At 59.5% G+C, this 24339-nt stretch carries 12 protein-coding genes and 1 tRNA gene; 11 read left to right on the forward strand and 2 right to left on the reverse strand.

Annotated features, from left to right (window positions below; genetic code table 11):
- Positions 1 to 50: 50 nt before the first annotated feature.
- From GRI58_RS09890 to GRI58_RS09930, 9 genes are all read left to right on the forward strand, one after another.
- The gene (locus GRI58_RS09890; RefSeq protein WP_160753439.1) at positions 51 to 2384 is read left to right on the forward strand and encodes a GH92 family glycosyl hydrolase; all 2334 of its coding nucleotides are present in this window, start codon (positions 51 to 53) and stop codon (positions 2382 to 2384) included.
- A gap of 121 nt (positions 2385 to 2505) precedes the next feature.
- Complete coding sequence (locus GRI58_RS09895) at positions 2506 to 4437, forward strand: glycoside hydrolase family 2 protein (protein ID WP_237452228.1); 1932 nt, start codon at positions 2506 to 2508, stop codon at positions 4435 to 4437.
- Between the two features lie 280 nt (positions 4438 to 4717).
- A complete protein-coding gene (locus GRI58_RS09900; protein ID WP_337190946.1) occupies positions 4718 to 7720 on the forward strand; it encodes a TonB-dependent receptor in 3003 nt (1000 codons plus the stop codon).
- A gap of 110 nt (positions 7721 to 7830) precedes the next feature.
- The gene (locus tag GRI58_RS09905; RefSeq protein WP_160753440.1) at positions 7831 to 10179 is read left to right on the forward strand and encodes a GH92 family glycosyl hydrolase; all 2349 of its coding nucleotides are present in this window, start codon (positions 7831 to 7833) and stop codon (positions 10177 to 10179) included.
- Positions 10180 to 10193: 14 nt separating this feature from the next.
- Positions 10194 to 11627, forward strand: coding sequence for a glycoside hydrolase family 125 protein (locus GRI58_RS09910; RefSeq protein ID WP_202386921.1), 1434 nt, complete (start codon positions 10194 to 10196; stop codon positions 11625 to 11627).
- Positions 11628 to 11650: 23 nt separating this feature from the next.
- A complete protein-coding gene (locus GRI58_RS09915; RefSeq protein WP_160753442.1) occupies positions 11651 to 13987 on the forward strand; it encodes a GH92 family glycosyl hydrolase in 2337 nt (778 codons plus the stop codon).
- A gap of 127 nt (positions 13988 to 14114) precedes the next feature.
- The gene (locus GRI58_RS09920; RefSeq protein WP_160753443.1) at positions 14115 to 15080 is read left to right on the forward strand and encodes an ROK family protein; all 966 of its coding nucleotides are present in this window, start codon (positions 14115 to 14117) and stop codon (positions 15078 to 15080) included.
- A 50-nt stretch (positions 15081 to 15130) separates the two neighbouring features.
- Positions 15131 to 17515 carry a GH92 family glycosyl hydrolase gene (locus GRI58_RS09925; RefSeq protein WP_160753444.1) on the forward strand — a complete coding sequence of 795 codons (2385 nt, stop codon included), beginning with the start codon at positions 15131 to 15133 and terminating at the stop codon, positions 17513 to 17515.
- Positions 17516 to 17564: 49 nt separating this feature from the next.
- On the forward strand, positions 17565 to 19913 hold the full coding sequence (locus tag GRI58_RS09930) for a GH92 family glycosyl hydrolase (RefSeq protein ID WP_160753445.1): 2349 nt from the start codon (positions 17565 to 17567) through the stop codon (positions 19911 to 19913).
- A gap of 17 nt (positions 19914 to 19930) precedes the next feature.
- On the opposite strand, the gene GRI58_RS09935 is transcribed toward GRI58_RS09930, so the two are convergent.
- Positions 19931 to 20006: transfer RNA gene (locus GRI58_RS09935), tRNA-Val, on the reverse strand.
- Positions 20007 to 20092: 86 nt separating this feature from the next.
- Between GRI58_RS09935 and GRI58_RS09940 the strand changes: the two genes are divergently transcribed.
- Complete coding sequence (locus tag GRI58_RS09940; protein ID WP_160753446.1) at positions 20093 to 21073, forward strand: asparaginase; 981 nt, start codon at positions 20093 to 20095, stop codon at positions 21071 to 21073.
- Between the two features lie 34 nt (positions 21074 to 21107).
- On the opposite strand, the gene GRI58_RS09945 is transcribed toward GRI58_RS09940, so the two are convergent.
- Positions 21108 to 22220 carry a zinc-binding dehydrogenase gene (locus GRI58_RS09945; protein WP_160753447.1) on the reverse strand — a complete coding sequence of 371 codons (1113 nt, stop codon included), beginning with the start codon at positions 22218 to 22220 and terminating at the stop codon, positions 21108 to 21110.
- Between the two features lie 625 nt (positions 22221 to 22845).
- On the opposite strand from GRI58_RS09945, the gene GRI58_RS09950 reads away from it, so the two are divergent.
- Positions 22846 to 24213: a serine hydrolase domain-containing protein gene (locus tag GRI58_RS09950; RefSeq protein ID WP_202386922.1), complete on the forward strand. Its 1368-nt coding sequence runs from the start codon at positions 22846 to 22848 to the stop codon at positions 24211 to 24213.
- Positions 24214 to 24339 lie beyond the last annotated feature (126 nt).

Raw genomic sequence — 24339 nt, forward strand, 5'->3', positions numbered from 1 at the left:
GTTCCGATCCATTTAGTTCTCCAGCGCCCTGCAAACATCGCGGTCGCCGGATGGCGTCACTCCTCGCAATCGTCGCTCTTGCGTGCCCAACCTCCGTGACTCTGGCGCAGGCAGCACGTGGTGATGGCAGTGAGCAATCGCCGGTCGATCTCGCCAATCCGCTGGTCGGCACCGCCCCGCTCGATGACCCTGCCGTCATTGGCAATGCACCACCTCCGGGCGAGCCGGTCTATACCGGCCAGACATCTCCGGGGGCAACCTTGCCGCATTCGTCGGTCTCGGCCGCACCGGTGAACAACAATATCGAGCTCAGCTATCCCAACGGGGTTGCGGTTCCGTACTATTACACCAACCCCACAATGATCGGATTCACCGGTGGGGGCGGGGCGACCTATGGCGGTAATGCCGAGCCGATTATTATGCCCGTGGTCGGCGACTGGTCCCCGGCGCCCGCCTACAAACAGTCGTGGTACGACAAGGCGCAAGAACACACATCGCCTGGCTATTATTCGGTCTACCTCAACAGCTTTCATACTAAGGCGGAACTGACGGCGACGCGCTGGGCCAGCCTGATGCGTTTCACCTTCCCAGCGAGCGAACGATCGCATGTTATCATCAACTTCCCTCGTCACGGTGGCTCGGTCGAGATCGTCGGGGATCGGGAAATACGCGGAGTGTCGGAACGCAGCAGGGCGACCGATGGCGCCTATTTCGTCGCCGAGTTTTCCAAGCCGTTCGAAAAGCTCGGCACGTTCCGCAAGGCGCCGGGCGATGCCGAGGGCTGGGGTATCGGCGACAGCGATGTCGAGCCGGGGAAACGGTCAATCTCGGGCAGCTACGCCGGTAGCTACGTTACCTTCCGCACAACGGCAGGTGAGCAGGTGCTGATGAAGATCGCGCATGGCACCAGTTATGCGCAGGCCGAGCAAAGGCTGCATCAGGCCATACCGGGTTGGGATTTCGATGGCATCCACAACGCAGCTCGCAAGAACTGGGCGGGGCTGCTCGATCGTGTCCGGGTCAAGGGTGGCACCGCCAAGCAGCGCGAGCTGTTCTATTCGACCCTCTATCATTCTTTCGGCAGCCCCCGGCTGATAGCCGCCAAGGGCGAGAAATTTACCGACAGCAATGGCAATATCCAGGTTGCGACGCACGATCGCTACAGCCCGGTGCCGTTCTGGGATACGGGGCGCAACCAGATCGTGCTGCTCGAAATGCTCGAGCCGAAGCTGATGCAGGACGTGATGGCATCCGAGCTCGACATGGCGCGCGAAAAGGGGTTCATGAACACCTCGTTCCATGGCGACAACGCCGTGTTCATGTATCTCGGTGCGTGGGAACGCGGTATCCCATTCGATTACAAGGCCGTGTATCCATACCTGCGCAAGAACGCGACCGATCCGGCCGGTCCCAGGCACTACCTGGCCGAGTATCAGAAGCAGGGTTGGATTTCCGACATCGTCCCCGATCACAATCCCAGCCCGCCCTATGCGGGGGGCAAGGCGGGCGCTGCTACGACACTGGAGTATGCCTGGGACGATCACGCTATGGCCGAATATGCCAAGCGGCTAGGGTATACGGACGACTACCGCATGTTCCTCAAGCGAGCGCACAATTACGAAAACGTGTTCGACAAATCGACCGGTTTCGTTCGCGGACGTACGGCGGATGGCAAGTGGATTGCCCCGTTCGATCCGCAGGAGCCCTATTACAACTTCATGATGAAGGAGGCATCGGGTTGGTCGACGCTGTGGCTCGTGCCGCAGGATGTGCAGGGCTTGATCAACCTGCTGGGCGGGCGTGACAAGTTCAACGCCAAGCTCGATCAGTTCTTCACCACACCTTATCATCCGAAGGGCATTTGCCGCGATTGTACCGGCCTGATCGGGCAATATGTGCAGGGTAACCAGCCCGACCAGCAGGCCGCGTATTACTACGACTGGAGCGGGCAGCCCTGGAAAACACAGGCGCTGGTCCGGGAAATTCTGGCCAAAACCTATGGCAGCGACGCTTCAGGCTATGCCTATCCGGGTATGGACGATCAGGGGGCGACTTCGTCTTGGTATGCGTTGAGCGCGATGGGCTTCTACCCGGTAGATCCATCCACCGCGGATTATATCATCGGCAGTCCGGTTTTCGACGATGTTCAGATCGACATGGGCAATGGCAGGACCCTGCGGATCGTGGCGAAGAACAACTCGCCCGACAACGCATACATCCAGTCGGCAATGCTCAACGGTAAGCCGTGGAACAAGCCGTGGTTCAGCCATCGGGATATCGCGAATGGCGGCACGTTCGTGTTCGTCATGGGACCGAAACCGAACAAGCATTGGGGCGCATCGCCCGAAGCGGCACCACCATCGATGACCGCTGCGTCCCGATAGATACGATCCGAACAGCCTCTGCATCAATTCCCGTTTGCGGAGGCAAGGAGCCCGGGATTTCACCCTCCCTGAGTCCCGGGCTCCAACTTGTGTGTGCGTGGGGGCGATTATGGAGAAAGTCATGCGAGCGCTGGTTGGAATTGCTGGGTTGGTCGCGCTGCTTTCAGCGCCGGCACAAGCAAAGTCGGACAATCCAAGGCCCGATGCTGTCTATACCAGCAACCTAATGACCAAGTGGGGGAAGGAGGTGACCCCGGAAAACGTCTGGCGCAGCTATCCTCGCCCGCAAATGGAGCGTGCTCGCTGGCAAAACCTCAACGGTTTGTGGGACTATGCGATCACCCCCAAGGCTGACGCACAACCCGCAAAAATGGAGGGGCAGATACTGGTCCCGTTCCCGGTTGAAGCGAAGCTGTCGCGTGTTGCTCGCAAACTCATGCCCGATGAGCGCCTCTGGTATCGGCGCAGCTTCACTATTCCCGCCGATTGGCGTGGGCAGCATATCCGGCTCAACTTCGGTGCGGTCGACTATCAAGCGACGATTTTGGTCAATGGCGCCGTCGTCGGTAGCCATCGGGGCGGATACGACACTTTCGGGTTCGACATCACCGATTATCTCAAACCCGGTCGTAACCGGTTGATCGTTGAGGTGACCGACCCGAACAGCAAGGGGAACCAACCGCGCGGCAAGCAGATGCTGGATCCGTCGGGCATCTGGTACACGGCTGTCAGCGGGATCTGGCAGACGGTCTGGCTTGAACCGGTACCGGCCCAGCATATCGCAGACATTCGCATGACGCCGGATATCGATCGCGGCGTGCTGGATGTCGATGTCGCGACCAATGGCGGGACGGACGGAACTCTGGCGGTGAGGCTCACTGCAAGCGACAAAGGCAAAGTGATTGCCAGGGCAGTGGTGCGTGCAAATCGTCATACCGCTCTAGCCATACCGCACGCCCATTTATGGTCGCCCGAAGACCCGCATCTTTATTCGCTCAAGGCGGAACTGGTCAGGGTGACGAGCCCGTTCGCGGATGCCAAGGATCCCCAGCGCGCCGCCTATGAAGTGCGCTTTTCCAAGACCGAAGCCGACGATTATGCCGATGCCCCCATCATCGGCCAGCCGATCGACACGGTGAACAGCTATTTCGCGATGCGCAAGATATCGATCGGCCCGGGCAAGCTTCACGCACAGCCGGTGATGCTGCTCAACAACAAGCCCTATTTCGAGAACGGTACGCTCGATCAGGGATGGTGGCCGGATGGCCTTTACACACCGCCATCGGAAGAGGCGATGAAGAGCGATATCGTCTTCCTTAAACAGGCTGGTTTCAACATGCTGAGGAAACACATCAAGATCGAGCCTGCGCGCTACTACTATGATGCCGATCGCCTCGGAATGCTGATCTGGCAGGATATACCATCCGCTGGCAGCGCAAGCGAAGATCAGTTCGTTACCGGGACCAGCAAATCCCAGGCGGTGTTCTCGTCCGATGATATGGATGAGATCCAGAACGAAACCGCCCACATGATCGGCGATCTGGGAAATTTCCCCTCTATCGTCTTGTGGGTCATCAACAACGAGGGTTGGGGCCAGTACAACTCCGCTATGCTTGCGCAGTACGTGAAGGGCATGGATCCAAGCCGTCTTATCGATGCCGATACCGGCTGGCTGGACGTCGCGCCGGGCGTCTCCGATGTTTATGACATCCACACGTATGAGGAAGTACCCAAGACGCCAGACTTCCATGGTCGTCGCGCAATCGTTCTTGGCGAGTATGGCGGCGTGGGCTTTCCGATCCCCGGCCACTTATGGCGCGAAAAGAGTACCTGGAGCTACCAGGTGGCAAAGACACCGCAGGATTATCTGACGCGTTATCGGCGCAAGATGGCTGAGGTCGTCCGGCAAGCCAAGGACGATGGTCTCAGCGCATCCGTCTACACTCAGACCACCGATGTGGAAGGGGAGGTCAATGGCCTCCTGACTTACGATCGGGCAGTCGCGAAGATACCGGCGGAGGAGTTCGCCAAGGTCGCAGCGCCATTGCATTAGAATCTTTGTTCTAGCGCTGAATGTGACCTGGAAGAAAACTCAGAATACAAAAATATACATATGATAATAAATGATAAAAAGGCATAAACGCCTGTCGAAAAGATTTATTTGACAAATTGTTTTTTATATTCTGGATTGTCTCTCAACGGTCGATAACTGGCCGGAGCCGATGGCTGAATGGTCTCGGAAAGCAGGTAGGGGCAAGGCCCCTTGAGATGGGATGAGGATTATGTGGGCAAGATTAAATCACAGGTCGAATAATGCCGGGCGCGAGCGACTGGTGCGTCATCTTATGCTGACAGCGAGTGCGATTGTGGGGCTCGCCGGAGCAGCACATGCGCAGGATACTGCGCAGCAGTCGACAAGCGGGCAGGATACGCAGCAGGGTTCCGCTGACGTAAATAGTTCGGGTCAGGCGGGTGCCTCGTCATCGCCTGCGAATGAGATCGTTGTTACCGGCTATCGCCAGTCGATCGAGGCCAGTCTCAACCAGAAGCGCAATGCCAATGCCTTTGTCGATGTGATCACCGCTGAGGACGTCGGCAAGTTCCCGGACAAGAATGTTGCCGACGCACTGCAACGGGTTCCGGGTGTGACCATCACGCGCAGCGGCGGTGAAGGGCAAAACGTCAGTATCCGTGGCTTGAGCTCGGACCTCACCCTGACAGAGTTGAATGGCAATTTCCTCGCTTCGGCAACGAATGGCGATCCGTCGCGTTCGTTCAACTACCTGATGTTGCCGGCCAATCTGATCGCCAGCGTCGAGGTGTTCAAATCTCCGGAGGCGCGTCTCGACGAGGGCGGTGTAGGCGGTGTCATTATCGCCCATACACGCAAGCCCTTCGATCTGGACCCCTGGTCCGGCAGTGTGCGTGTCGAAGGCACTTATGCTGACGTGACGAAGAAGGTCGAACCGGATGTGTCGGGGCTGCTTTCCTGGCATAATCAAGACAAGACGGTCGGCTTGCTGGTCGGCGCGACCTATCAAGTCCGCACCAATCGTTCGCTAAGTTCCAATACGGAGAGTTGGCACTGGTGGTCGGATAGCCAGACGGGCCAGCCCGCTACCGATATTAACGGCAACACTTATGCCAATGACAGTGCGATTTCCTATTGGGGGAGCGGGGAAACCACACAGGACGGCACACATTATAGCGGCTACTGGGCTCCGCAGTCGGTCGATGAATCCATCATCGAACAAAAGCGTAAGCGGCTTGGCATCCAGGCTACATTGCAACTGCGACCGACTGATAATCTGACGCTCACTGCTAATTATTTCCGCTTCCAAGTCAATAGCGACTACGTCAATCGAGCAATCAAGGTTCCTGAATGGGGGTATGGTTCGGGCGGCAAACTGTTCGAAGGCGCCCAATTCGATCCGAGCGGCACGATCATGACCGGCGCCACTTTCCAGGTGCCACCGGAAGGTACGGGCTGTCGGCAAGTCACCGATCCAACGACAGATTACCCCTGCACTATGGAAACGCCTGCGATCCAGGATACCTACACCCTGCAGAAAACCGTTTCCAACACCTATGATCTGCACCTCGATTGGACCCACGATCGTCTGGATGTGAAAGCTGTTGTCGGGAAAACCGAAGCGAAAGGCGGGCCTTCCTTTACCTTCTTCGTGCAGGCCAAACCGCGACTGGTGACCGGCCCCGGACCGGCGGGCAATGTGAACGGAAATTCGCTGAGCCAGTGGACCTTTACTAACCAGTCGGTCGCGATGCAGTTCTCACCCGATCTGCAAGACAATCTGATGAACGGCATTTCACAGGTCGATCTTGGTTCGACCGGATCGGGATACACCAACAGCACTGTCGGTCAGCGCTATGCCCAGATCGACATTACCCGCCATTTCGATGGTTTCATCGACTCAATCCAGGTTGGCGGCAAGTGGCGTGATTCCTACATCAATCGCGAAACCGGCGAGTTCGACTGGTACTCGGACGCGGCCAACACGTTGCGCTATCAGGATACGCCAGGTGCGGCGGTCACCAGCCCGGATTTCTTCCTGAGCCAGCCGGTCGGCAACATTGCCGGGGGTTTCACGACCAACATCTTCCCCGGGTTCAACATGGACAATTATCTGGCCTATCTGAACCAGACGTACAATGGGCCGGTACGGGTGCCGCACCCGCAGGATTTGTATAACATCGATGAGAAGATCTGGGCGGGCTATGCTCAGTTGAATTATCACTCGAGCACCGTGCGCGGCAATCTCGGGGTCCGCGTTGTGAACACCAAGGAAAGCGGTGTTTCGACCGATGTGATCTATTACGAGAACGATTACTGCACGAATGGTCCGGGTGGTCCGTTCGATCCCAACGTGCCAGTTGGCGCAGACGGCAACTGCCTCGTGCTGCCGCAATCGCAACTCGAAGTACGCGTTTATAGCCCGCATCAGGAATCGAAACAGTACACCAACATCCTGCCAAGCTTTAACATCGCCTGGAACATCAGCGACAGACTGCTCGCACGCGGTGAAGTTTCGAAAGTCATGTCGCGCCCCGGATTTGGCGATCTGGCGGGTAATCGTAACCTGACCTTCAATTCCGATGCCTTCGTGTTCGATCGCGGGCAGTTCGGTGCGCTCCCCGGCTGGTTCGGTGGCGGCGGCAATTTCGACCTCAAGCCGTTCCTCGCATGGCAATACGACATCGGTCTGGAATGGTATTTCCACCGGGGCTCGGTGCTCGGCGCGACCCTGTTCCGCAAGGATGTGAGCGATTTCATCGTTCCGATCGTGCAGGATCTGCCCACGGTGGTGGATGGTCAGACGGTTACCGTTCAGCAGTATTCGACCTCAGCGAATGGTTCTTCTGCGGTTTCTGAAGGCGTGGAGCTTTACGCCCAGCACACTCTGGACTTCGGTTTGGGTGCTCAGGTAAATTTCACCTACAACCACACGTCCGTCGCCGACGTGTCGCTCAACGGACAGAAGATCGGTTCTTCACCGCTGGTCGGCAGTGCCAAGACTCAGCTCAATGCTTCGGTGTTCTATGAACACGGCCCTGTCTTGCTCCGGGCTTCCTACAACCGCCGTGGATCGGTGGTTGAAGGACTGCAATCGGGCCTGAATATCTATCAGGATCCGTATTCGCAGGTCGATCTCAATGCGTCCTACGACATCTTCAAGAACATGCAGTTGACGGCCTCGGTCATCAATCTAACCAAGTCGGAGCAGCGCGAGCATCTTGGCAATGACACCGACCTGCGCTTCATCTCGAACAGCTATTCGGGACGCAGGTTCTATGTCGGACTGTCGTATAAGTTCTGATTGAGCGATCGGAAATAACCTCCAAACTGGGGCGGTATGCGCAGGCCGCTGCCGCCCCAATTTTTCCGGCTTTGCATTGGTCGGCTATGATTGAAGGGATCGAACAGGGGATGGCGAGGAAAACTGTACTCAGGCTCGCGCTTGCAAGCTTGGTTCTGGGGCAAGTGCTGGCCCCTGGGGCTTTGGCGGAAGCGCGCTCCACCAATGCCGAGACGCAGCCCGCACTGGTCGATCTGATAAATCCTCTGATGGGGACCGATTCCACCTATCGTCTTTCATACGGGAATACCTATCCGGCGGTCGCCGTGCCTTGGGGCATGAACAGCTGGACACCCGTAACAGGTAAGCCGGGCAGTGGTTGGGGCTACACCTATCACGACGAGAAGATCAACGGGATCAAGGAAACGCACCAACCCAGCCCATGGATGAATGATTACGGTGCATTCGCGCTGATGGCTGAAACCGGACCGCTGAAGATCAAGGCAGAGGATCGCGGCAGTTGGTACAGCCACAAGGCTGAGGACGCGCATCCCTATTCCTATAAGGTCTATCTCGCCGATTACGATGTCACTGCCGAAGTTGCGCCTACCGAGCGTGCAGCACAGTTCCGATTTACCTTTCCCAAGAGCGATGATGCCCACATCCTGATCGATGGATTGGCGGGTGGATCGATGGTCCAGATCGATCCCGCGCATCGCCGTATCATAGGGTATGTCAGCAACAATCACGGCGGGGTGCCGGACAACTTCCGCAACTACTTCGTTGCTCAGTTCGATCACGATTTCACGGTGACGCGGACCTGGGATGAGAACGACCAGCTTACTGCCGACAAGACCCGCAAAGGCGACCATGTCGGCGCCGTGGTCAGCTTCAAGACCGCCAAGGGCGAGGTCGTCCACGTCAAGGTTGCGTCCTCTTTCATCAGCCCGGCACAGGCGGAGCTCAACCTCCAGCGCGAAATCGGCAATGACAGCTTCGCCACCACCGAGGCCAAGGCAAAGGCCGCGTGGGAGAAGGAACTGTCCAAGGTCCGTGTGGAGGACCCCAATCTTGAAAACAGGCGGACGTTCTACTCCGCGCTCTACCGGATGTTGCAATTCCCGCGCGAGTTCTTCGAGCGCGACGCGAACGGCAAGATCGTCCACTACAGCCCTTACGACGGTAAGGTGCACGATGGCTACATGTACACCGACAACGGTTTCTGGGATACTTGGCGGGCAGTCTTCCCCTTCCTCGTCCTGATGTACCCGGAGCGGGACAGCCAGATGATGCAGGGGCTGGTCAACACCTACAAGGAGGGTGGCTGGCTGCCTGAGTGGGCAAGTCCGGGGTATCGCGACGTCATGATCGGCTCGAACTCGGCCAACATCATCGCCGATGCCTATATCAACGGGGTGCGCGGGTTTGACGTGGACACGCTGTACGAGGCGATGGTCAAGAACGCGACGACCGACAAGGGCCGCCCGACCAACAGGGAAGGCAATGTCATCAGCGCCGTGGGGCGCGAGGGCGTCGACTGGTACAACAAACTTGGCTATGTTCCTTATGATGTCGGCATACACGAGAACGCCGCTCGCACTCTTGAATACGCCACCGCCGACTTCTCGATTTCGCAGCTCGCGAAAGCGCTCGGGAAACCACAAGACGCGACCCTTTATGCAAGGCACGCGCAGAACTATCGCAAGCTTTACGATCCGACGACCGGATGGATGCGCGGCCGAAATCGCGATGGATCGTGGGAGACGCCGTTCAATCCATTCAAATGGGGCGATGCGTTCACCGAGGGCAATGCCTGGCATTACAGCTGGGCGGTGATGCAGGACGTCCAGGGCCTGGTCGACCTGATGGGTGGACGGCAGAAATTCGTGGACCGGCTGGATTCGGTGTTCACTACGCCGCCTATCTTCGACGACAGCTACTATGGCCAGGTCATCCACGAAATCAGGGAGATGCAGATCGTCGATATGGGGCAGTATGCCCATGGCAATCAGCCGATCCAGCACATGATCTATCTCTATGACTGGGCCGGGGCACCGTGGAAGGCGCAGTTCCATGCGCGCGACGTAATGCGTCGTCTCTATTCGCCTGCACCGGATGGCTATCCGGGAGACGAGGACAATGGCCAGACCTCAGCCTGGTATGTGTTTTCCGCCCTTGGCTTCTATCCAGTGACGCCGGCAAGCGGGCAATACGCCATCGGCAGCCCACTGTTCCGCAAGGTCACGCTTGCTATGCCGAGCGGCAAGACGCTGACGATCGATGCGAAGAATAACGGACCGGACAATCTCTACATCCAGTCTGTGGCGCTGAACGGACACACCCACTCCAAGACTTATTTCACGCATGATGCGCTGGAGCAGGGGGGGACGCTGGTCTTCACGATGGGGCCGAAGCCCAACAAGCAATGGGGCGCAGCGCCTGCGGACGCTCCGTTCTCGATGACGCCGCAGGGTCAATGAAGGGGAAAACCTCCATGTCAGCCAATCGGCGAGAGGTCATGGCAGGAGCAGGCGCACTCGCGCTCGCGTCTTCCCTACCGGGCACCGCGCGCGCGGCCGATTTCGTCAGCCATCGCCCAGCGAAGGCGGAGCGCAATTTCACCAGCCCGGCAATCGAGGTGGAAATTGCGCGGGTGAAAGCTATGATTGGCGATCCCGAAATCGCCTGGATGTTCGAGAATTGCTATCCCAACACCCTCGATACCACGGTGGAAACGGGCACTGTCGATGGCAAGCCGGATACTTTTGTCATAACGGGCGATATCAACGCGATGTGGCTGCGCGACAGTTCGGCACAAGTGCAGCCCTACATCCATCTCGTCGGCAGGGATCCACAACTCAAACGGCTGTTTCAGGGTCTGATCCAGCGGCAGGCGCGCTGCATACTGATCGACCCCTATGCCAATGCCTTCAACAAAGACCCGACGGCGCCTTCCAAGCTAGACTGGTCGCAGAAGGACAAGACCGACATGAAGCCCGGCGTTGCCGAGCGGAAATGGGAGATCGACTCCCTCTGCTATCCTATGCGGCTGGCGCATGGATACTGGACCCGGACACGGGACAAAGTGCCTTTTGACGAGGTGTGGAGCCGCGCCGCGAGGTTGTCGGTCGCAACCTTCAGGGTCCAGCAGCGGCTCAACGGTCCCGGACCCTATCACTTCCAGCGCGAGGCTTTCGTTCCAAGCGATTCCCTGATGCTCGACGGATATGGCCGGCCGACCCGCAAGATCGGGCTGATCCATTCGATGTTCCGGCCTTCGGACGATGCCTGTATCTATCCGTATCTCATTCCCTCGAACCTGTTTGCCGTATCGGCGTTGCGTAAGCTGGCGCAGGTCCACCGCGAGGCGCGCGGCGATGCTGCGGCAGCGTTCGAAGCAGATGCCCTGGCCGATGAGGTCGAGAAGCTGCTGCACGAGCACGCACTGATCGACGATGGTCGGGGCGGCAAAGTCTGGGCCTATGAGATCGATGGTTTCGGCAATTGGGTGTTCATGGACGACGCCAATGTGCCGAGCCTTTCGGGGCTTGCGATCATCGATGCGGCGAAGCGCGACGACCCTCTGTTCCGTAACACGGCGGCGCAGGCATGGAGCGAACGCAACCCGTATTTCTTCAAGGGCAGCGCCGCCGAGGGGATCGGCGGTCCGCATGTCGGGCTGGGGATGATCTGGCCGATGTCGATTATCACCCACGCCATGAATGCCGACGACGACGCCACCGTCCTCCAGTGCCTTCGATGGCTCAAGACAACTCACGCTGGCACCGGCTTCATGCACGAGAGCTTCAACAAGGACGATCCGTCCAACTTTACCCGCAAGTGGTTCGCTTGGGCGAATGCGCTGTTCGGGCAACTGATAGTCGAACTCGCCGCGCGCAAGCCCGCGCTTCTGGCAGGCCGACTGTAAGCGTTATGCGAGGACACATGCCCATGCTGACTGCAAACCGTCGACAACTTCTCGCCGGGACAGGGTTTGCAGCGCTATCCGGCGCAATCGGAGTCGGACTGTCATCAGAGGCAATGGCACAGGGTGCGGTAGCGGGAAAGCCGGATCTGTTCGTCGGCACGGGTGGTCATGGTCATACCTACCCCGGTGCCTCCCTGCCATTCGGCATGGCGCAGCTCAGTCCCGATACGAACAACCACGGATGGGATGCCTGCTCGGGGTATCATCAGGGCAATGGTTCGATGATGGGATTCAGCCATACCCATCTTTCGGGAACCGGGATTGGCGACATGCTCGACATTCTGGTCGTGCCCACGCGCCAGAAGCTCATGCTTGAGCCGGGACCGCTCGATAACCCGGATGCCGGCTATCGTCAGCGCTATTCGGACGAGCACGCAGAGCCAGGCTATTACCGGGTTCAGCTGGAATCGGGCGTTATGGCCGAATTGACCGTGACCGAGCGTTGCGGCCTGCATCGTTATCGCTTCATGCCCGGTGCAGGGCACATATTGATCGATTTTGCCCACGCCATGGATGATGATTGGGACAAGGGCCATACGGTGGTCGAGGATGCGTATCTTGCGCTCGACCAAGATGGTACTTTGACCGGCGGTCGACAGGTCAATCGCTGGGCCAAGGGCCGGCACATCTATTTTGCGATGCAGCTTTCGCGCAAGCCGGACCGGATCCAGTTTTTCGGTGATGGGGATACCCCCGCCGATGCGGGCGCTCGCTCGATCAAGGGTAACCAACTCAAAGTGGCCTTGTTTTTTGACGAAGCAGGCGGTGATCCAATCCAGATCAAAACCGGCCTCTCGGCGGTCGATTTGCAGGGCGCGCGTGATGCTCTGGCGCAAGAAGCTGTGGGCTGGGATTTCGATGGCGCTGCACAATCGGCGCGCTCGATCTGGGCCAAGGCGCTTGGAAACGTGCGCGTTTCCGGCGGTGCCGAGGCGCATCGGGCGATCATGGCAAGCGCGCTCTACCATGTGCAGCTCGCCCCGACATTGTTCACCGATTGCGACGGGCGCTACATCGGTCTGGATCGCGAGGTCCATACTGCGCCCGAAGGCGAGGAAGCCTTCAGCACCTATTCCTTATGGGACACCTACCGAGCGCTCCACCCGCTGCTGACACTGATCGATCGCGACCGCGCGACGCTGCTAACACGCGACCTGTGTCGCCAGACGATGGAGAGCCCCTACGGCCCGCCAGTATGGCCACTTCAAGGGGTGGAAACCGGCACGATGATCGGCTGGCACGCGGTTTCCGTCCTTGCAGAAGCGCATGTGAAGGGCATCGAAGCCGACTACGCAAGCGCCTGGCCCAAGATCCGGCAGCGCGCATTCAACCGTGATTTCAAGGATATCGATAGTACTCTTGGCAGAGGCTATTATTACGATCTCGGCTATATTCCCTGCGACAAGGTGTGGGAATCGGTCAGCCGCACGCAGGAATATGCCTATGACGACTGGGCCATGGCCCATATTGCCAATGCGGTCGGAGCTCACGAAGACGCGCAGGCCTTGCGCCGACGTTCGCGGAATTATCGCAACGTCATCGATCCATCGGTAGGCTTTGCTCGCCCACGCTTCGAGGACGGGCATTGGTGGAAGGATTACGACCCGATCCAGCTGGGTCACGACCCGGACAAGTGGCGCGATTACACCGAGGCCAATGGCTGGCAGGCGACCTTCCTCAACCAGCACGATGTCTATGGCCTGATCGATCATTTCGGCGGCGATGCCGTGTTCGAGAAGAAGCTCGATGCGCTGTTCAACGGGCCATCGACCCTGCCCAAGAATGCACCGCCAGACATATCCGGCCTGGTAGGCCAGTATGCTCATGGCAACGAACCGGACCAGCACGTTGCCTATCTTTATGCATTTTGCGGTGCGCCATGGAAGACGCAGGCGATGGTTCGTCGCCTGCTCACGGAGATGTACAAGGATGATCCCGACGGGGTGATCGGTAATGACGATTGTGGCCAAATGAGCGCCTGGTTCATCCTGTCGGCGATGGGTTTCTATCCGGTGGATCCCGTGAGCGCTGTCTATGTCTTCGGCTCACCCTTGTTCGATCTGGTGGAGGTCGACTTGGGCGCAGACAAGACCCTGACCATTCGGGCCGAAGGGAACGGTCCCGATAGGCCCTACATCCAGTCGGTGCGATGGAATGGTCGGGCGTTTGACAACAATTGGATTGCCCACGACGATCTGTCGAAGGGTGGCGAGCTTGTGTTCTCGATGGGGAGCCGTCCTTCGCGGTTCGGAAGCCGCAAGGAACATCGCCCGCCTTCATTCGGCTCGTTGCCGAAATGAGCAAGGGAATTGATCCGTTGAGAAATATCAAAATGTTGCAAGGGTAAATGCGTTGATCGGAGTGAATGTGACGAGATTGTTCAGCGGCTCCGGATTTGGATTGCGCGGTCAGGGCGGACTATGAACAATGAGTAATGACAAGATAACTGCCGATGCGCACAAGCCGCTGTATGCCGGTGTGGAACTGGGCGGGACGAAATGTATTTGCACCCTTTCAACCGGGCCCAATGATATTCGCGATCAGCGGACCATCCCTACCACCCATCCCTCCCAAACTCTGCCTGCGATCGAGGATGTGCTGCGTATCTGGCATCGCGAGCATGGATTCGCAGCCCTTGGAGTTGCGTCGTTCGGCCCATTGAACCTTGCGCACGACCGCCCCGGCTTCGGCTGTGTAGGCGCGACGAACAAGAAACATTGGGAAGGTGCGGACTTGCATGGGCCGTTGCGATCGGCGTTCGCGGTTCCGATCGGTTTCGATACCGATGTGAACGGTGCGGCTCTGGCGGAAATCTGCTGGGGTAGTGGGCAGGGCCTGCACGATTTTGCCTATGTCACGGTTGGGACCGGAGTGGGGGTAGGCCTGATCGTCAACGGGCAACCGACGCGTGGGCTCGGCCACAGCGAGATCGGTCATATCAGGGTCCCGCGCCTGGCAGGCGATACCATTCCGAGCGTGTGCCGTTTCCATGACGACTGCATCGAAGGACTGGCCTCGGGCACGGCGCTGAAGGCGCGCCTGAAAGGTCGTGCGCTGGAGGACGTCCGCAGCGACGATCCGGTATGGGACCCAATCGTCCACAGTCTCTCACTGATGATCCATGCGCTGGTCTGCACGGCAGGGCCCATGCGCGTTGCGATGGGTGGCGGTGTTGCGTCAGGTCAGCAACACCTGTTGCCGCGAATAAACGACGCACTCAGGCAAAGTCTTGGCGGATATTTCCAGCTCCCCGAAGACGGCGATTATGTGGTGGCTGCCAAGCTCGGCACGATGGCCGGACCTCTAGGCGCAATCGCACTGGCAATGGATGCCTATCGTGACGCAGTCCCACAAAGCGAGGGGCGCCGCGTGGTGAGCTCAAGCACCGGTTGAACATTATCCGTCGCCCTTACCTAATCGACAACTTCAGGTTCGAATAACGCATGACCATCAAACGGCTTGGTTTGGCTTTGATCTTCCTCGCAGCTCCCGGCATGGCCATGGGGCAGGACGCGGGGCCCGAACCCGCAAGCGAGGTCAATCCCTTCATCGGCACCACCAACGGCGGCAATCTCTATCCCGGTGCAACGATGCCGTTCGGAATGGTTGCCTTCAGCCCCGAGGACACGCCTCTTCCCGGACGGCGTGGACAGGTTGCGGCTGCTGGCGGGTACGAATGGCGTTCTAACGGGATCAGGGGCTTCGCGCTCACTCATCTGTCTGGCACTGGCTGTGCCGGTGCGAGCGGGGACGTGCCGATAATGCCAGTGACCACGGGCATCGATATTTCGCCGTCCTCGGCAGACGCCGGGTTGATGTATGCCAGCCTACTCGATCATTCGAAGGAGACCGCAAGCCCCGGTGCCTACTCCGTAACGCTCGGCAATGGGGTGGACGTACAACTTGCCGCCACGCAGCGCACCGGTGTCGCTAGCTTCACCTTCCCTGACGACAGGGCCGCGAACCTGCTGTTCAGGACTTCGGACAGTGAAGTCGGCAGCACCGATTCCACAATTCATATCGACCCCGAACATCGCACCGTCAGCGGCTCGGTGACGAGCGGAAACTTCTGCGGCTATCTCTCACCGGATCGCCAGCAAAGCTATTATACGTTGCATTTCGTAGCGGTGTTCGACCAGCCTTTCGTGGCAGGCGGAACCTGGCATGACGACACTGTCACCAAAGGCGCCTTGGATGGCGGCGGAGGCACGTCCTACGCCGATCATGGCAATCCGCCGCGCGGGAAGGGCGCCGGCGGATGGATCAGCTTCGATCCCAGTTCCACATCGACGGTGACGATGCGCGTCGGCATATCCTATGTCGATGATGCGGGCGCGCGCGCCAATCTCGCTGCGGAAAGTCCGCCGGGCACGACGGTCGCAACCGCACGCGAACTGGCGCGGACGGAATGGAATAAGGCCTTGCGGCAGATCGCGATCAAGGGTGGCAGCAAGGACAATCGTTCGGTGTTCTATACGGCGCTTTATCACGCGCTTCTGGAACCCAATCTCTATAACGACAGTGACGGTAGGTATCGCGGGTTTGACGGGGACGTGCATCATCTGTCGCGCGGTCAGACCGCCCAATACGCCAATTTTTCCGGATGGGACGTCTATCGCTCGCAGCTCCAGCTCGTGACCCTGCTCGATCCGCAACGCGGTTCCGACATCGCGCAATCCTTGCTCAATCAGGCGGAGCAAAACCACGGTGTGTGGGATCGGTGGACGCATTTGACTGGCGCGACGAGTGTTATGAATGGAGATCCCTCACCACAGTCACTGGCGGCGATCTATGCCTTTGGTGGACGCTCTTTCGACCTCAAGCGCGCCTATAAATCCCTTCGCAAGGCAGCGACAAAGCCGACTTCGGGCGATCTCTCGAGGACGGGTTGCCCGATCCTTTGCATCGGCCAGCGTCCCGGCCTCGATCAGTGGTTGGCGCTGCACTACATGCCGGTTGGCGCTCCGGGATGGGGCAGCGCCGCCGATACGCTCGAACTGGCGGCGGCCGATTTCGGAATGGCACAGCTTGCCAACGACGTTGGTGATCGTCGCCGCGAGCGGATGTTCCTTGATCGCTCGGGCTATTGGCGCAATCTGTTCAATCCTCAGGCGACGCCGCAGGGCGGCTACATCCAGCCGCGCAATGCCGATGGGAGCTGGCCGGCGTTCGACCCGGCTTCCGACGATGAATTCGTGGAAGGGAGCGGCGCGCAATATCTCTGGATGGTTCCCTTCGACCCTGCCGGACTCATCGACGCGCTGGGCGGCAAGCAGTTTGCTGCTGCGCGGCTCGACGCTTTCTTCAAGGATGCCAGGGGCGATTGGGCGGTGACCAAGTCGGGGCCGCTCCACGCCGAACTGGACAACGAGCCTTCGGTGGCTTCGCCGTGGCTCTACAATTTCGTCGGCCAGCCATGGAAGACGCAGGAAACCGTGCGCGCAGCGATGCGACAGATATGGACGAACACCCCGGATGGTATTTCCGGCAATGACGATCTGGGTGAAATGTCGTCATGGTATGTGTGGTCTTCGCTTGGGCTCTATCCCCTTTATCCCGGACGCGCCGAACTGGTAGTCGGCAGCCCGTTGTTCCCTTCGGCCATTATCAGCCGGGCGGGCGGCAATATCGAAATCAGCGCGGCTGGCGCTGCGCCCGATGCGCCCTATGTTCAGTCGCTCAGGGTCAATGGAGCATCGAGTGACAAGGCATGGTTGCCCGCATCGTTCATCGAACATGGCGGATCGCTCGATTTCATATTGGGAAAGAAGCCGGACACGGCATGGGCAAGTTTGAATGAGCCGCCATCGTTCGGTCCGGCCCAGTAGTTCCTGAGGCGCGAAAGCCGATCGCCTCTCACAAATCAGGATTAGACGAATGTCGCACAAGTCGTTCCTTGCCAGTCTCCTCGTCGCAACCTCGGCGCTGGTTTCGAATTCGCCGGCATCGGCCGATCAGGCGCCGTCGCCTTCACCCTATGACACGGTCGATCCGATGATCGGTACTGGTGGCGAGGGGCATACGTTTCCCGGCGCAGTGGCCCCTTTCGGAATGGTCCAGCTTTCGCCCGATACCGATACGACCTGCACCGTGCGGAGCTGTTACGGTCACGCAGCAGGTTATCGCTACGACGATCCGACCATCCAGGGTTTCAGTCACACGCATTTTTCCGGGGCAGGCCATTCCGACCTCGGCGATTTTCTGATCATGCCGGTGAGTGGCGACAAGGTGCTGCTCGATCCGGGATCGGGGGATGATCCGTCTTCGGGCTATCGCTCGCGCTACAGTCACGCGAGCGAAGTGGCGCAACCGGGCTATTACGCGGTGACCCTGAGCGACTATGATGTGCGCGCCGAGCTGACGGCGGGCACACGGGTCGGCGTGCATCGCTACACTTTCCCGGCGGGCAAAGCGGCGCATCTGGTACTCGACCTGCGCACCTCGCTATACAACTATCCGGGCAAGGTCCTGTGGTCGACGATCCGACTGCGTGACGATCGCACCATCACCGGCTGCCGCCAGACACGCGGCTGGGCGCCCGACCGAATCCTGTGCTTCGCCATGCGCTTTTCGCAGCCGCTTGCCGGTCACTTGTTCGAGAACACCGAGGAGAACATAACCTACAAAGGCTTTCAGGGGCCGGGGCGGGGCAGCGATGCGGTAGCGTATCGCCAGGGACGACAGATCGTCGCTCGGCTCGATTTCGGACAGCTCGCAAAGCCGCTCGAAGTGAAAGTGGCGTTGTCTTCGGTCGATGAGGCCGGTGCGCTCGGCAATCTTGCGAGCGAGCCTGGTGATTTCGACACGATCCGCGCCGCCACCCGCGCTTGCTGGCAGAAGGCGCTTGGCGTGATCGAGATCGACGCCCCGCGCGATACGCGGGTAAATCTTTACACCGCACTGTATCACACGCTGCTCGCGCCATCGGTCGCCGGTGATGCCGATGGGCGTTATCGCGGACCGGACAATCAGGTCCACAAGGCGGACGGCTTCGCCTTTCGCTCGACCTTTTCGCTATGGGACACGTTTCGCGCCGAACAGCCGCTGCTGACGCTGATCCAGCCCGCCAGCGTTAACGCCGAGATCATCAATTCGTTGCTCGCCAGCCAGCAGGATAGCCCCTTCGGCATCCTCCCCGTCTGGCAGTTTCAGGGTCGCGAGACCTGGACTATGATCGGCTACCACGCGGTGCCGGTGATCGCTGACGCCTATCTCAAGGGGATCGGCGGGTTCGACGCGAACAAGGCGCTCGATGCTATGGTCGCGAGCGCCACCTACGCGCCATACGGCGATCTCGGCGATTACATGAAGCTTGGCTATGTGCCGATCGACAAGGAGCCCGAAGCGGCTTCGAAAACGGTCGAATACGCGTTCGACGACTGGACCATCGCCCGCATGGCTCAGAAGATGGGCCGCAAGGACGTCGCCGCCCGCTTCTTCAAGCGCGCCGGATATTGGCGCAACACTTTCGACCCCAAGACCGGTTTCGTGCGAGCGAAGAAGTCCGACGGTCAGTTCCGCACACCGTTCGATCCGACAGCGATCAACTATGGCTCGGACTATACCGAAGGCAATGCCTGGCAATACAGCTGGTTCGTCCCGCAGGACCAGGCCGCGCTGTTCAAGGCGATGGGCGGCGACAAGGCCGCGGTCGCCAAGCTCGATGCTATGTTCGACTACGACAATTCCAAGCTCGATTACAGCCACGCAGAGGACATCTCCGGGCTGATCGGGCAATACATTCACGGCAACGAACCCAGCCATCACGTCGCCTATCTCTATGATTACGTAGGTGCCCCGTGGAAGACGCAGAAGCGGCTCACGCAGATTGTCGACAGCCAGTATAAACCCACGCCGGATGGGTTGTCAGGCAATGACGATCTCGGACAGATGTCGGCCTGGCTGGTGTTCACCGGCCTTGGCTTCTACCCGGTGACGCCCGGTAGCCTGCAATATGTCATCGGGCGTCCTTTCGTGGATCACGCGGTGCTGCATCTTCCCAATGGCAAGCAATTTATCGTCATCGCAGACGGTCTGGACAAGGCGCACCCTTATGTCGGCTCGGTGACGCTCGACGGCAGACCGCTCCAGCGCAGCTATATCACCCACGGCGAGATCATGGCGGGCGGTACGCTGCATTTCACCATGCAAGCCAAGCCGGACAAGCACTGGGCGACGAACGCCGCCTCGCGGCCCTATTCGATGAGCACAGCGGCGAGCCAATAGGGGAGATTTGGAGGATATGGTGGGCGGTGACGGGCTCGAACCGCCGACCCTCTCGGTGTAAACGAGATGCTCTACCAACTGAGCTAACCGCCCTTGCGACTTGCGCCACATAGCGTGTGTTTCGGCGAAATCAATTGGCGGGTGGTATGCAGGTGCGAACAATTCTATCGCGCCAAGCCATGAGCGATACGCATATCACGGTTCTGGCGACGGGCGGGACGATTGCAGGCATGGCGGGTTCGGCGCTGCGCCACGATTATCGGCCCGGACAAATCGGGATTGATGAGTTCCTGGAACAGGTGGCAAAGCTCGAACTGGGGCTCGCCTTCACGGGCAAGCAGATCGCCAATATCGGGTCGGAGGATATCTCGCCGCCGGTCTGGACGCGGCTCCACGCCGAATGCGAATCGGCGATGGCGGACCCCGATTGCGCCGGGATCATCATTACCCACGGCACCGACACGGTGGAGGAGACCGCATTCCTGCTCGACCTCACGCTGGCGAGCACCAAGCCGGTGGTGCTGGTAGGCGCTATGCGGCCAGCCGATGCGGTCGGCTATGACGGCCTGCGCAACTTCGCCAATGCGGCGCGGGCGGCGAGCGATCCGGGAGCTGCCGGTCGCGGGGTGCTGGTGGTCATGGGCGACCGCGTGTTTGCCGCGCGCGACGTGCGCAAGGCGCGCACCCGTGGTACGGATGCGTTTCGCGGCTTTCCCCGCGGCTCGATCGCGCTGGTGACGCCCGCCGCGCTCGACTGGTTCGGCGCGCCCTGGAGGTTGGGCGAGGGCGCGACGTTCACCTATCGCGAGGATTTGCCCGAGGTGGTGATCCTGCCGGTCTTTGCCGGGATCACGCCCGATTATGTCGACCGGCTGTGCGGCGAGGCGACGCGCGGGATCGTGGTCGCCGGCGTGGGCGAGGGCAATATGCCCCAGGCCGTGCGCCAGCGGCTGGCCACGCTCGCCAGCGCCGGTATCGCGGTGGTCCGGGCCAGCCGCACCGACGAAGGTCTGGTCGACCGTGAACCGGAAGATAGCGCCAATGGCTTCGTCACCGCCCGCGCGCTCAATCCGCAAAAGGCCCGCATCCTCCTCCAGCTGCTGGTCGCGGACGGGGTTTCCCAACCGTCCGCGATGCAGGAGGCGTTCGACCGGCGCTAGGCGTCTCTGCACCGGCCGGCGGTCTGCCGTAGGATTAACCGTGCGGCGTGACGAGGTACTTCTCGCCCGTCTGCATCCGGCGGTAGTCGAGAGCGGCGTCCTTCGTCAGCATCTCTTCCAGATCGACCTTGCGCTTGTAGCTGCTGGCAAAGGTGGTGGTGAGATTGTCGAGCACGCGTTTGCGCATCCGGCCGATCACTTCCATTCCGGCATTGGCCATGAACGGCGTCAGCAACCATCCGCTCAGCGTCCAGCCGAAGCCATAGCTCGGCGTCAGGATTGTCGGGCCGAGGTCTAGACGTCCGTAGATGTACATCTTCTTCGGCTGGTTCGAACCGTAACGGCTGTATTCGCTCATCTTGGTGACCGCGACCTGCTCCATCGCTTTCAGGCAGGTGTCGGACATCTGCCCGCCGCCAATCGGATCGAACCCGAAATAGGCGTCGGTCGCCGCGATCGCATCGCGCAATTGCTTCATGAAATCATCGGACGAAGAGTTGACGACATGCTTCGCGCCAAGGCCCTTGAGCAGGTCGACCTGCTCCTGCTTGCGCACCACATTGACCAGCTCGATTCCGTCCTCCTGACAGATCTTGACGAGCATCTGGCCAAGGTTGGACGCGGCGGCGAGATGGATCATCGCCTTGTGCCCTTCCATCCGCGCGGTCTCGGCAAACCCGAGCGCCGTCATGGGATTGACGAAGGAACTTGCGCCTTGCTCCGCGGTGTGATCGCCCAGCGGCAGGCACATCGCCGCATCGGCCAGCGCATATTCGCTGAAGGCATTGCCAGGCACGCAGGCGACACACTGGCCCATCAGCGCCTTGGCTGCATCGCCATCGCCAGTCGCGATCACCGTGCCTGCGCCTTCATTGCCAACCGGCAGGCGCTGGCCATGACGGCCCTTGGCGCCCGAATTGAACGGTTCGGGCATAGTGGCGACGATCTTGCCGGGAGAATATTCGGCGTTCTCCAGATCGGCCGGGCCGAACAGCAGCGCGAGATCGGACGGGTTGATCGGCGCGGCTTCCATCTTGACCAGCACCTGGTTGCCGGTGGGATCGCGGAACTCCTTGGTGCCCACTTCTACCGTCAGCGTGCCGTCGCTTTCGAGCGTGGTGAATATCTGTTTGCCGGTGGTGGTCATGGCGTCTCTCTCCTCAAGTTGCGTTTCGAAACCCGTGCTAGGCGGGTCGTGGTGCGAAAGCTAGGGGGCTTGCGGGCGAGGGATGGTGAGGGTCTGGGGAGTACGGCGTGGCGCATGGAACGCATCTGCAGGTTTTGAAACCTGTGACTTTTGCCAGAAAATCTATTGGTGTGAGGGGGGTGAGCGCCCTCGCGGCAAGGCGCGGTGTGGCTCTCGGTTGCGGCAAGTTCACATTGGATGTGGCCTTTCTTCACAAGCAGGCGAACCCGAGCGAGGTGAGCGGTCATGCCGCGCAATCTGGCAACTTCGCCCAATGTAGGACAGCGAGCATTTGCGTCCTCGCAATGTCAGCTTTGGCCTCGTTTGGAGTGAAAACGGAATTTCCGCTAGCGACCCATTTGCGGTCGTTGAGATAATCGCTCACACTGGCTCATCGAGACCGGTAAGCAACTGTCGTTACCGCGCCCCCGGATGGAGACGCGGTCCAAAGGCCAGCATCACCGCTACGAGCGATCGAACCGATGCGATTTTGTGGCCGGGACAAGTCTGTTGGTTGCCGACAGACATGGGGGACTTTGGAATGCGGTTATTGCTCGCGCTATTCGCGCTTTTTTCGACATCCGGCTTGCAGGCTACCGCGCCAGGATCTTCAATCGATGCGTTCATCAAGCAGGAATTGCCTGCGTCCGGGGCTCCGGGAGTCGCCTATGCGATCGTAGATAATGGCGAAATCCGCTCCGGCGCTCGTGGCCAAACCATTGCAGGAGGTGATCAGGCGGTCACGCCCGACACGCCCTTCCTGATCGGCTCGATTTCAAAGAGCTTCACTGCCCTTTCGATTATGCAACTGGCCGAAGCAGGCAAGGTCGACCTCGATGCCGGTGTGGCGACCTATCTCGATGTCTTTCGGGGGCGTCCTTCGGGAGCGATTACTGTTCGCCAATTGCTCAGCCACACAAGCGGTTATTCCACTGTGCAGGGCAACAGCATGCACGATGATGAAACGTCGAGCGAGCGAGAGCTTGCCGAGCATGTCGCACGCGTTGCCGAGTGGGAACCGGCTTACCTTCCGGGCGAACGGTGGGAATATTCCAATGCGAATTATCAGGTCCTGGGTGCAGTGATCGAAGCGATGAGCGGTCAGGATTACGCCAGTTACGTGCAGGACAACATCCTCACCCCGCTCGGCATGAGCAACAGTTTCGTCTCCGATGGCCGGGAGCCAGGAAAAATCGCCGTCGGTCATCGCCCGTGGTTCGGTGGCAATCGCGCTTATGAAACGGGCCGGACAGAGCGCGCGAATGCGCCCGCCGGCGGCATATTTGCGAGCGCCAACGACCTCGCGCTCTACCTCGCCATGATGGTGAATGGGAAAGACGACATTATTAGCGCGGCCAGCAAATCTGCGATGCTGCGTCCAGCGAGCGAGGCTTCGCCTTTCTATGGCCTTGGCTGGTTCATCGATGACGAAGCTCGAACCGCCTATCACAGCGGTCTTGTGCCCGGAACAGAAACGCTCGCCACCCTTGCTCCTGCACAGCACAAAGGCGTGGTTGTGCTGGTGAACTCAAACAGCGGAATTGGCTTCGGTGAAAATCTGCAATTGCGCAACGGCGTCACCGCAAGGGCTCTCGGCCTGGAATACTCAGGCGAAGGCTCGCGGTTCTGGCAAAAAGTGACCTACCTGATGGTGGTGCTGCTGCCTGGATTCTATCTCGCCAGCATGATTTGGGCTTGGTTGAGTCGCAAAAAGTTAAGAACCAAGTCGGGTGCGGCTGGAATGTTCAGCCTCTGGTTCCCGCTTCTCGCGATGATCGTGATGGCGGGAGTTCTGATGATCCTTATACCGCGGATATTTGGCGGATCTATCGGCTTACTTTTGCTTTTCCAGCCCGACTTCGCATGGGCAATGGTTGTAGCGGCTGTCATAGGGCCCCTTTGGGCCATTTTCAGGTTATCGGTCGCCTATTGGGGCAGGTTCAATTCGGCTTGACGTGAAGGGCAGGCAAGTCCGTTTTCCACCCCAATTGCTGACATTGGGCTGGCCGGGCCTATTGCCTGAAAGCCGACATTCCGCGAACGACAACATTGTGGACGATGCGTGCTCGACAGCAGCCTT

The sequence above is a fragment of the Qipengyuania algicida genome (assembly GCF_009828025.1).
GTDB lineage: Bacteria > Pseudomonadota > Alphaproteobacteria > Sphingomonadales > Sphingomonadaceae > Qipengyuania > Qipengyuania algicida.